The organism is Nocardiopsis sp. TNDT3 (assembly GCF_003427465.1).
Lineage (GTDB): Bacteria > Actinomycetota > Actinomycetes > Streptosporangiales > Streptosporangiaceae > Nocardiopsis > Nocardiopsis dassonvillei.
The window spans coordinates 1-8,590 of the sequence record NZ_QPFC01000225.1; the positions used below are offsets into that span (position 1 = coordinate 1).

The following is an 8,590-nucleotide window of genomic DNA, read 5'->3' on the forward strand; positions in this document are numbered from 1 at the left end:
GCCCCTGCCCCCCGCGGGCCGCGCCCGGTCAGCGCTTCGCGACGCCTTCTCCCAGGTCGGGCCGTGCCCACGGTCGCGTTCGAAGGGGGGCGAATGTCGTCACCGCTGGGTACGTTGTCGGCAACGACAGCGCTACGAGGAGGCCTCACCGTGAAACTTCGAGTGGACCGCGACGCGTTCGCCGAGGCGGTCGCCTGGACGGCCCGGGCCCTCCCCACACGGCCCGCCGTCCCGGTGCTCTCGGGGATCCGCATGGAGCTCTCCCCGGACGGCGCCTCCCTGCACCTGTCGGGGTTCGACTACGAGGTCTCCACCCGCGCCTCGGTGGACGTCCTCTCCGAGGAGCCCGGCGCCGCCCTCGTCCCCGGCCGCCTCCTGGCCGAGATCGTGCGCAACCTGCCGTCCGGCTCCGTGCACATCGACAGCGACGGCCCCAAGCTGCGCATCGTCGGCGGCGCCGCGCGCTTCACCCTCATCACCATGCCGCTGGAGGACTACCCCACCCTGCCCGGCATGCCCGGACGCATCGGCTCCGTCGCCGCGGACGCCTTCGCGGCGGCCGTGCGCCAGGTGGCCCCGGCGGCCAGCCGCGACGACACCCTGCCCATGCTCACCGGCGTCTACCTCGACTTCAGCGGCGACACCCTGAGCCTGGTCGCCACCGACCGCTACCGCATCGCCGTGCGCGAACTGTGGTGGAGCCCCGAGGACCAGGGCCTGGACGCGGCCGCCCTGGTGCCCGCGCGCACGCTGAGCGACACCGTGCGCGGTCTGCTCACCAAGTCCAACGTGGACATCGCCCTGTCCACGGCCAGCGGAGGCGAGGGCGTCAGCCTCTCCCCGGGCGAGGGCATGATCGGCTTCGAGAACGGCGAGCGCCGCACCACCACCCGGCTGATCGACAGCGAGTTCGTCAAGTACGCCGCCTGGTTCCCCAAGGAGTTCTCCGCGCGCGCCGAGGTGGCCGTCACGCCCCTGGCGGAGGCGGTCAAGCGCGTGGCGCTGGTCGCCGACCGCAACACCCCGCTGCGGCTGGCCTTCTCCGAGGGCGAGGTCGTGCTGGAGGCGGGGTCGGGAGAGGACGCCCAGGCCGTGGAGGCGATCGAGGTCGGCTACGAGGGTGAGCCCCTGCGGCTGGCCTTCCGTCCCGACTACCTCATGGACGGGCTGGCGGGTGTGGAGACCGACACCGCCTACCTCAACTTCACCGAGCCGACCAAACCCGCCGTGTTCACCGACGTGCCGGCCAAGGAGGGGGAGAACCCCTCCTTCCGTTACCTGGTTCAGCCTTTGCGGGTGTCCTGATAAGAGGTTATGGACCCATTCTCAACCGGGCCGCCACCTTATCCACAGAGTTATCCACAGGAGGCCGTTCTTCCTGTGGATAACCCCGGGTAATCGTCCCCGGGAACACCAGAACCGCCCCGGTTGAACTCTCGCATTTCCCCTCTGACATGCGAGAACAACAATCGGGGCGGTTCTGTGCACAGCCTGTGGACAACTTCGCGGAAGGGGCCTACTCGCTCTCGTTCAGCGCGGACGAACCACCGCTCCCCACCGGCGTGTCCAGCCCCAGTTCGGCCTGGCGCCCCCGCCGGTAGCCCGCCCGGTACCCCGCGGCGCTGTGCGTGCGCTCGGGCCGGTGCTTGCGCAGCTGCGGGAACTGCTTCTGGAACTCCTCGCTCACCCGGTGCACGTCGTTGAGCAGCACCAGCTCCGCGCCGCGGGAGGCGTCCACGCTCTCCCCAGACCCGCCCGAGCCGCCCGGCGAGGCCATCTCCTGCAACCGCGCGCGGAACTCGCGGATGCGCTCGGCCACCGCCTGCCCGTAGGCGCGCACGAACGACCGGTAGTAGCGCTTGCGCTCGGTCTCCAGCTCCGAGCGCGTGTAGTTGCGCAGCTCCCGGATGTCGGCCACGTGCGACGAACTCATGAACTTCGCCGAGGCCTCCATCTGCATGGAGATCGACGGCAGCAGCATACGCAGCGCGTCCAGCGCGCTCACCGTGCCCACGAGGATCATGACGCGTTCGGTGTTCTCGGAGTTGTTGCCCCGTACCGCGGACTGGCAGCCGTAGGCCGCGGAGATGTCGGCCAGTGCGCGCACCCGTGCCTTGCCGTGGCCCCCCACCCCCGAGACGGTGTAGTCCATGCGGCTGATCGCGTCCGGCGCCTCGCCCCTCTCGGCGCGGGCCTCGGCCTCCGCGATCGCGTGGCGGGTCATCAGCTCGGCGGCCTTGGCGGTGAACGCCTGGCTCTCGGCATCAGTAACCGCGGGGTCCTCCGCCATGCGGAGGAGCCCGCGGACCCGCTCGACCATCTTCTGACGAGCAGATTCAGTCATCGGCGCCCGGTTGTCTCCCCTAGGTGAGTATCTGCCTTCCACCATCGGCGGAAGATACCGAGCCTAGGCGTTCTTGTTGCCGACCACCATCGCGATGAGGCCAACGGTGATCCAGATCGCCGCCGCGACGAACAACCCGCCGAACAGACCGCCGATGATCGAGCCGGTGAAGATGCTGACGAGGGCGTACCCCGCGCCGCCGATTCCGGCGGGCACGGCCGCGTACCGGAACGGGTAGGTGGCGGCGTAGCGCCTGCCCCGGCGGTCGGCCTTGCGGCTCATCACGCCGCCCACACCGCCGATCAGTGAGAAGAAGACCACCGCCGCGGTCAGACCGGAGGCGATCGCGCCCAGGCCCGAGCCCAGGTTGAGGAGGAAGAAGAGGGCACCGCCGGCGGCACCCCCCAGCACCGAGGTGGTCCAGGGCCAGATCATCGTCGCCGAGGCGACGGGAGTGAATGCGTTACCGCGCTCCAGCGTCATGTCCACTGCTCCAGTCGAATAGCGTGACGACCGCTCTGCGCCGGGCCGTCCCCTCCAGCATGCGGGGCCGGAGCCCGGAGCGCATCAGGGATCCGCCCCTGACATTCCCCCGAGACCGCCCTCCGGCACCCCGCCCGGACTCCCGACGGGTGCGCGGAAGGCCCCCGCGCAGGGTCCAACGCTCAACCGGTCGCGGAAGTGCCCGGACCGCCGCCGTTCTCCGAGAAGGCCGAGACCAGGTTCGCGTGCAGGTGCGGCCACGCGGCGCGGAACGGCGGCAGCAGCGGGAGCGAGTCGGCGGAGTCCACCGGCACCCAGCGCACCTCCTTGCTCTCGGAGTTGCCCGGCCGGAACGGCGTCAGCCCCGGCAGGCTCGCCATGAACGTGTCGTAACGCCACACGGTCAGGTCCTCCTCGTGGACGCCGAGGAGGCTGTACCCGTCCAGGTCGCCCTCGACCTCCTCCTCGAACTCGCGCACGGCGGCCTCCAGGGGTGTCTCGTCCCGGTTGCGGGCGCCCCCGGGGATGCCCCAGGTGCCCCCCATGTGGGTCCAGCCCGCCCGGTGCTGGAGCAGCACGTGGCCCGCTCCGGCGGCGTCGGTGGCGTACAGCAGCAGTCCGGCCGCGCCGTAGATCCCCCACCTGCGGGTTCCGTCCGGCAGGCTCACCCAGCCGTTTCCGTCGCCCTCCAGCATCACGTCCTCCAACTTCGCGCCCTCCGGGACCGCCGCTGCCGTCCGATCGGCATGCTCCCTAGCAACCTATGGCCCGACACCGGGCTCGCGCAGCCCTCCTCCCGGTGTACGTGCCCGGCGCCACAGGGAGTTCCCGGCGGAGGGCGCGCCCACCCGGGACCTCGTGGCCGTTCGGGCGTGTCGGGATCTCCGAAGGGGCGCCGGTCCCGGGGGAGCGTCCGGGACACGGATGGGGGAAGAACGCGAGAGGTACGAAAAGCTTCGCAAGGGAACGCCTGTCGCGTCCGGGGCGCGGGCCTTCCGGGGGACGGGAACAAGCTTGCCCTCCTGAGTCCGGGAATTTTCCGGATTTCGGCGATGAGGGGAACGTTTGGTTTATCCCCGTCGTTTTCCGGAAGGTTGGAGAGGAAGCGGAATCCGGCCCCGCGGAGGGCGTTCTCCCCGATCGAAGGCGCGCCCCCGGGCGGCGGGCGCGTGGTGCGTGACGGCCGCCGCACACCAGGTGCACGGGCTCTGACCGTCCGCAACCGGCCAACCGCTGGCCCCGGCGGACTCCGGCGGTCCATGATGGCGCGGCCCCCGAACCGCCGCCGCCACACCGATTTCAGCGCTGAAAGAAGACTGAAAGCGGAGTGGAAGAGGATCTCTCTAGTGTGGAACACGTTCGACGCGTTCGGACCCGCGAGAGGACGGCTCGCGGGTCCGACACAGTGCGACGTTCGTTGGACACATGCCACCCGTGGTGTGCTTTGAGGCGGAACCCGCCACGGGTGGCCAGTCCGCCGGAAGGCGGGGTCCGTTGATGCTTCGTAGACGTAGGGCTACCTTGCGGCTCTACGCGAGTGCCGTGAGAAGAGGAGTCCGAGTGCCGAAGATGCTGACCGTGGACGAGGAGTTCGAGGCGATCGTCGCCGGCGACCTCCGCGAGGTGCGCGCGGACAAGATGCAGCCCTACCAGGAGCCGGACCCCTCGAAGCCGGTCCCGGCCGCGCCGCCCGTCGAGAGCGCGCCCGCCGAGAAGAAGTCCGCTGAGGAGAAGTAACTCCTTTTTCGGGTAGTCCAACGGTCACTCCGAGTACCTGCGTGGAGGGGGGTACTCGGAGCCGTTGGCATGTCCGTATTCCCTATTTCCGGCCAATGGCCCTTGCTAGGGTTGCTGATTGTGGAATTCGGCGTGCTTGGCCCCATTACCGTCTGGTCCGACGGCCGACCTGTTCCGGTCGGCGGTCCGCGCCAGCGCTGTGTGCTGGGCGCGCTGCTGGTGCACCTGGGGCGCGAAGTCACCATCGACCAACTCATCGGTTACCTCTGGAGCGACGATCCGCCCCGTACCGCCCGGTCGGTGATCCAGGTCCAGATATCCCACCTGCGCCGCAGCCTCCCCGGTACCATCGCCACCACCCCCGGCGGGTACACCCTCGACGTCGACGCTGACTCCGTCGACCTGCACCGCTTCCGCAGGCTCCGGGACCGGGCCGCCGCGGCCGAGCCCAAGACCGCGGTCGACATGCTGGAACAGGCGCTGGAGTGCTGGCGCGGAGTCCCCTTCTCCGGTGTCGGCTCCGAGTACCTGGACTACACCGTCGTCGCCCCCCTCCGGGAGGAGCGCTGGTCCTGCGTCGTGGCCTGGGCCACCCACGCGCTGGAACTGGGCAGGCACGCCGACGTGGTCTCCCGGCTGACGTCCCTGGTCAGCGAGGAGCCCTTCAGGGAGCGGCTGCACCACCTGCTCATCACGGCCCTGTGGCGCGACAACGAACGGGCCAGGGCGCTCTCCGTCTACGAGGAGTTCCGGGCCAGGCTGGCCGACGAGCTGGGTGTCGACCCCGGTCCGGAACTGGTCGCCCTGCACACCCGGATCCTCCAGGAGGACTTCTCGGAGGAGGGGCCGCAGGACCTGTCGTCCGGGGAGCCGGGAACGCGTTTCGTGGTCCGCAACGACCTCCCGCGGGACCTGCCGGACTTCACCGGACGCCAGGAGTCCCTGCGGCGGTTGGACGAGGTGGCCCGTACCGGAGACGACCGCGCCCAGGTCTGCGTCATCACGGGCAGCGGCGGCGAGGGCAAGACGACCACAGCGGTCCGCTTCGGCTATGAGGCGGCCGGGCGCTACCCCGACGGACAGCTGTTCATCGACCTGTACGGGTACACGACCGACAGGGAGCCTCTCGACGCCATGTCCGCGCTCGGCGCCCTGCTGCGCGCGGTCGGCGTCGAGCCCGAGGCCGTGCCCGAGTCCCTCGAAGAGCGCGCGGCGCTGTGGCGGGCCACCCTCATGGGGCGCAGGGTCCTGGTCATCCTCGACAACGCGTTCAGCTACGCCCAGGTCAGCCCGCTCCTCTCCTCCTCGCCGGGGTCGATGACCCTCATCACGACCCGCAACGAACTCTCCGGGCTCAGCGGCGCCCGCTTCCTCTCCCTGGGGGTGTTCGACGAGAGCTCCTCCCTGGAGCTGCTCGGACGCGTCCTGGGAGAGGACCGCGTACAGCGCGAACCGGACCAGGCCCGGGAGATCATCCGGATCTGCGGTGGCCTCCCCCTCGCCCTGCGCGTGGTGGCGGGACGGATGCTCAGCCGTCCCAGGTGGTCGTTCGCGCACGTCGCCCGCCGACTCGGTGAGCAGAACCGGAAGTTCCGCGAACTCCAGGTCGAGGGGCAGAGCGTCGAGGCCGCCATCGACCTGTCCTTCCAGAGCCTCAACCGGGACCAGAGCAGGACCTTCCTCCTGCTGGGTCTGATGATCGGCAGCACGATCGACCTCGGCGGCGCGGCCGCCCTCCTGGACATGACGGTGGAGGACGCGGACGACATACTCCAGGAGCTGGTCGGGGTGTGCCTGCTGGAGGAGCCCCAGGGGGACGTGTACCGCCTGCACGACCTCATCGGGGCCTTCTCCCGGGATCGTGCGGCCATGCTGCTGGACGCCGGGGAGATCGAGGCCGCGAAGCTCCGTCTGGCGGAGCAGTACATGGCCACGGCACAGCACGCCGCCGACCTCCTGGGTCCGCGCGCGCACGACGACGAGATCGACGTGAGCCGGGGTTACCGCACCGAACTGTCGGGGAGGGAGGACGCCGAGAACTGGTTCACCCTGCACCAGGAGAACCTCGCGGAGACGATCGAGTACTTCGCCTCGCACGGCAACGGCGAGTACGCCTGGCGTATGGCGGACGCGGTGTGGCGTTTCTACGCCCTCCACGGCCAGATGGGCCTGCTGATCAGTTCCCACCAGCGGGCACTCCAGATCAGCGACAAGCAGGGGAACCGGCGCGGGCGCGCGGTGACCCTCATCGGGCTGGGCATCGCCCACTGCCTCTCGGGGCGCTTCGACGAGTCGCTCGCCTTCCTCACCGAGGCCCGGGAACTGCTGACCGCGATCCACGACAGCAGGGGGATCATCCGGGCCCTGGCCAACCTGGGGATGGTCTACGAGCGCGTCGGCCGTCTCGCTGACGCGGCGGAGTCCATCCAGGGTGTGCTGGACTACGCGGTCCAGCTGGGCGACACCCGCCTGGAGGCGTTGCAGTGGGGCAACCTCGCCGTCCTCAAACAGACGCTCGGCGCGTACACGGAGGCTCTCCACTGTGCCCAGCAGTCCATGGAGAAGGCCGTGGGCGAGGGCCAGAAGGTGACCCGGTCCCACGCCAAACGGGTCATGGGGGAGGCCCGCACCGGGCTCGGAGAGCTGGACGCGGCCTTCGCCGACCTGAACGAGGCCCTGGAGCTGTCACACGAGCTGCGCCTGGTGGGCAACCAGGTCTACATCCACAACTCCCTGGGGCTGGCCCACCGGGCCGCGGAGCAGTGGGAGCGGGCGATCGAGTCCCACACCACGGCACTGGACCTGGCCGAGCAGCACGGGCGCCGCAGTGGTGACGCCGAGATCCGCGTCGACCTGGGGATGACCTACGCGGCCGCCGGACGCCACCGCGAGGCGCTGTCCGAGCTGGAGGGGGCCCACGCCATCGCGGTGGAGCGCGGCGAGCGCCACATGGTCGCCCGCGCCGCGCTCGCCCTCGGACGCCTGCCCGCACCGGTCATGGCCGCGGACCGGGCCCGGGGGTTCCTCGGCGAGGCCGAGGAGATCTTCACCGAGTTGGGGCTGGCCGAGGCGGAACAGGCCAGGAAGGCCCTGAAGGACCACCCGCCCGCGTCCCTCGGCTGACGGCCGAGGTCAGTCCCGGCCGACGGTTCCCCCCGCCCCGCGGCGCGGCGCCGCACCGGGTTCCGAACGGCGCCGCGGCGGCCCCAGCCAGCGCGGCCCCAGGGTTCCGCGCCGCATGGTCCACAGGCACAGCGTGGCGGGCAGGACGCGCACCGGCCGGGGAACGTAGGGGTACACCGCGCGGGTCGTCCGCACGATCCGGTCGAAGCGGCGCTGGCGCGCCGGCGACCACGGGATCGCGAACCGCTCGCGCAGGTCGGGCGGAAGCAGCCCGCCGGTGAGCAGGAGCTGGACCCGCATCAGCGGGCGCAGGGGCGCGCTCGCCGGGTGGAACAGCTGCCCGGTGATGGCGCGGGCCTCCTCGCCCACGTCCAGCAGGGCCAGGGCGCCGTCCCAGTAGGCGGCGAACTCCTCGGGGGACGCCGGCCACTTCTCCTCGGGCAGGCCCAGGGCGGTGGCGAACGCCGACGCCTCGCGCAGGTGCAGGGCGCGGTCCTCCTCGCCGAGTTCGCCGAACACCATCGCGTGCAGTCGCGAGGCGGTCTGGAACAGGGTGGCGGCCACCCACAGCAGGAGGTCGTCGTCCAGGGCCCGGTACCCGGGGCCGTTCACCTTGCGGTGCAGCGCCCGCACGATGGCGTGCAGGCGCCTCCTCTCCTCCTCGGTGCCGTAGACCGTGCCGTACACGAAGTAGAGGGTGCCGAGCAGCCGGTCGAACGGCCGGGAGGAGAAGTCGCTGTGGTCGTGCACCCCGCGGGCGACGCCGGGGTGGGCGATCTGGAGCAGGACGGCGTACCCCGCGCCGCCGAGGACGCAGGCCTCCGCGCTGATCCGTCGCAGAGGTGATCGGTCGGACGGTCTGCCCATGCCTGGGATCGTACGGCACCCGCCCGCGCGGGCGGG

At 70.9% G+C, this 8,590-nt stretch carries 7 protein-coding genes; 3 read left to right on the plus strand and 4 right to left on the minus strand.

Annotated features, from left to right (window positions below; translation table 11 throughout):
- Positions 1–162: 162 nt before the first annotated feature.
- Positions 163–1,305 (plus strand): DNA polymerase III subunit beta, encoded by a 1,143-nt coding sequence (gene dnaN / locus DQW06_RS06180; RefSeq protein ID WP_232051733.1) that lies wholly within the window; start codon positions 163–165, stop codon positions 1,303–1,305.
- 211 nt (positions 1,306–1,516) lie between these two features.
- Here dnaN and DQW06_RS06185 read toward each other — a convergent pair whose 3' ends face one another.
- The 3 genes from DQW06_RS06185 to DQW06_RS06195 form a co-directional block, all read right to left on the minus strand.
- The gene (locus DQW06_RS06185) at positions 1,517–2,320 is read right to left on the minus strand and encodes a DUF2786 domain-containing protein (protein ID WP_013156283.1); all 804 of its coding nucleotides are present in this window, start codon (positions 2,318–2,320) and stop codon (positions 1,517–1,519) included.
- Between the two features lie 87 nt (positions 2,321–2,407).
- Positions 2,408–2,827: a hypothetical protein gene (locus DQW06_RS06190; protein ID WP_013156284.1), complete on the minus strand. Its 420-nt coding sequence runs from the start codon at positions 2,825–2,827 to the stop codon at positions 2,408–2,410.
- Between the two features lie 182 nt (positions 2,828–3,009).
- Complete coding sequence (locus DQW06_RS06195) at positions 3,010–3,522, minus strand: NUDIX hydrolase (RefSeq protein WP_013156285.1); 513 nt, start codon at positions 3,520–3,522, stop codon at positions 3,010–3,012.
- A gap of 865 nt (positions 3,523–4,387) precedes the next feature.
- Here DQW06_RS06195 and DQW06_RS29140 point away from each other — a divergent pair.
- Together DQW06_RS29140 and DQW06_RS06200 are read left to right on the plus strand one after the other, a co-directional pair.
- Positions 4,388–4,564: a hypothetical protein gene (locus DQW06_RS29140; protein WP_167539520.1), complete on the plus strand. Its 177-nt coding sequence runs from the start codon at positions 4,388–4,390 to the stop codon at positions 4,562–4,564.
- Between the two features lie 132 nt (positions 4,565–4,696).
- Complete coding sequence (locus DQW06_RS06200) at positions 4,697–7,687, plus strand: BTAD domain-containing putative transcriptional regulator (RefSeq protein ID WP_304598500.1); 2,991 nt, start codon at positions 4,697–4,699, stop codon at positions 7,685–7,687.
- A 9-nt stretch (positions 7,688–7,696) separates the two neighbouring features.
- Here the strand turns inward: DQW06_RS06200 and DQW06_RS06205 are convergent, their stop codons facing one another.
- Positions 7,697–8,554: an oxygenase MpaB family protein gene (locus DQW06_RS06205; protein ID WP_071620971.1), complete on the minus strand. Its 858-nt coding sequence runs from the start codon at positions 8,552–8,554 to the stop codon at positions 7,697–7,699.
- Between the last annotated feature and the right edge of the window lie 36 nt (positions 8,555–8,590).